Source organism: Sphingomonas sp. 2SG (assembly GCF_005503285.1).
Lineage (GTDB): Bacteria > Pseudomonadota > Alphaproteobacteria > Sphingomonadales > Sphingomonadaceae > Sphingomonas > Sphingomonas taxi.
In genome coordinates this window covers 1-1,045 of the sequence record NZ_SCMZ01000111.1, presented here as the reverse complement: position 1 = coordinate 1,045, position 1,045 = coordinate 1, and the positions used below count along the sequence as shown (strand labels likewise).

1 protein-coding gene is annotated in these 1,045 nt (G+C 72.8%); it reads left to right on the top strand.

The features are described from left to right. Nucleotides 1-237: 237 nt before the first annotated feature. Nucleotides 238-1,045: AAA family ATPase (locus FFS23_RS19940; protein WP_171009570.1), on the top strand; the 808-nt coding region annotated here is incomplete at its 3' end.

Here is a 1,045-nt window from a genome sequence, read left to right as displayed (position 1 = left end):
GCGCGTAGCGCCCCTCTCCCCTCGCAGCCCCCCCCGCCGTTCGCCCTGAGCTTGTCGAAGGGCAGGTGAGACCCAAGCCCTTCGACAAGCTCAGGGCGAACGGGCGTGGCGGTCGCAAAGGCCGACCACCGAGCGCCCCCTCTGCGTCTCTGCGCCTCTGCGCGAACCCATCTTCTTCCATTCGCGCCTTCGCGCGCCCCTCTTGCAACGGCGCGCCATAAACGGCACCCGGACAGCGTGCAGATCAAGCGGCTCCGCATCGCCGGGTTCAAGAGCTTCGTCGATCCGGCCGACCTCGCCATCGAGCGCGGGCTGACCGGGGTCGTCGGGCCGAACGGCTGCGGCAAATCCAATTTGCTCGAGGCGCTGCGCTGGACGATGGGCGAGAACAGCGCCAAATCGCTGCGCGGCGCGGGGATGGAGGACGTGATCTTCGCCGGCACCGCGACGCGGCCGCCGCGCGATTTCGCCGAGGTCTCGATCCTGCTCGACGGCGCCGACGGCGAGGAACGCGAGGTCGTCCGCCGCATCGAGCGCGGCGCGGGCAGCGCCTATCGCATCGACGGCCGCGACGTCCGTGCCAAGGACGTCGGCCTGCTGTTCGCCGATGCCGCGACCGGTGCGCATAGCCCGGCGCTGGTCAGCCAGAACCGGATCGGCGCGGTGATCGCCGCCAAGCCCGCCGAGCGCCGCGCGATGCTGGAGGAAGCGGCGGGGATCGCCGGGCTGCACGTCCGCCGCCGCGACGCCGAGCAGAAATTGCGTGCCACCGAGGCCAATCTGCTGCGGCTCGACGAACTGATCGCCGATCAGGACGCGCGCGCCGCGGCGTTGCGCCGGCAGGCGCGCGCGGCGGAACGCTATCGCAATTTGTCCGAGCAGATCCGCATCGCCGAGGCGCGGACGATCTTCGCGCGCTGGCGCGAGGCGGTCGCGGCCGCGGAAGCGGCCAAGGCGGAGGCGGCAGCGGCCGAGGAGGCGGTCACCGCCGCCGCCGCCGCCGAACGGACCGTCGCCGCCGCGCAGCACGATGCCGCCGCCGCGG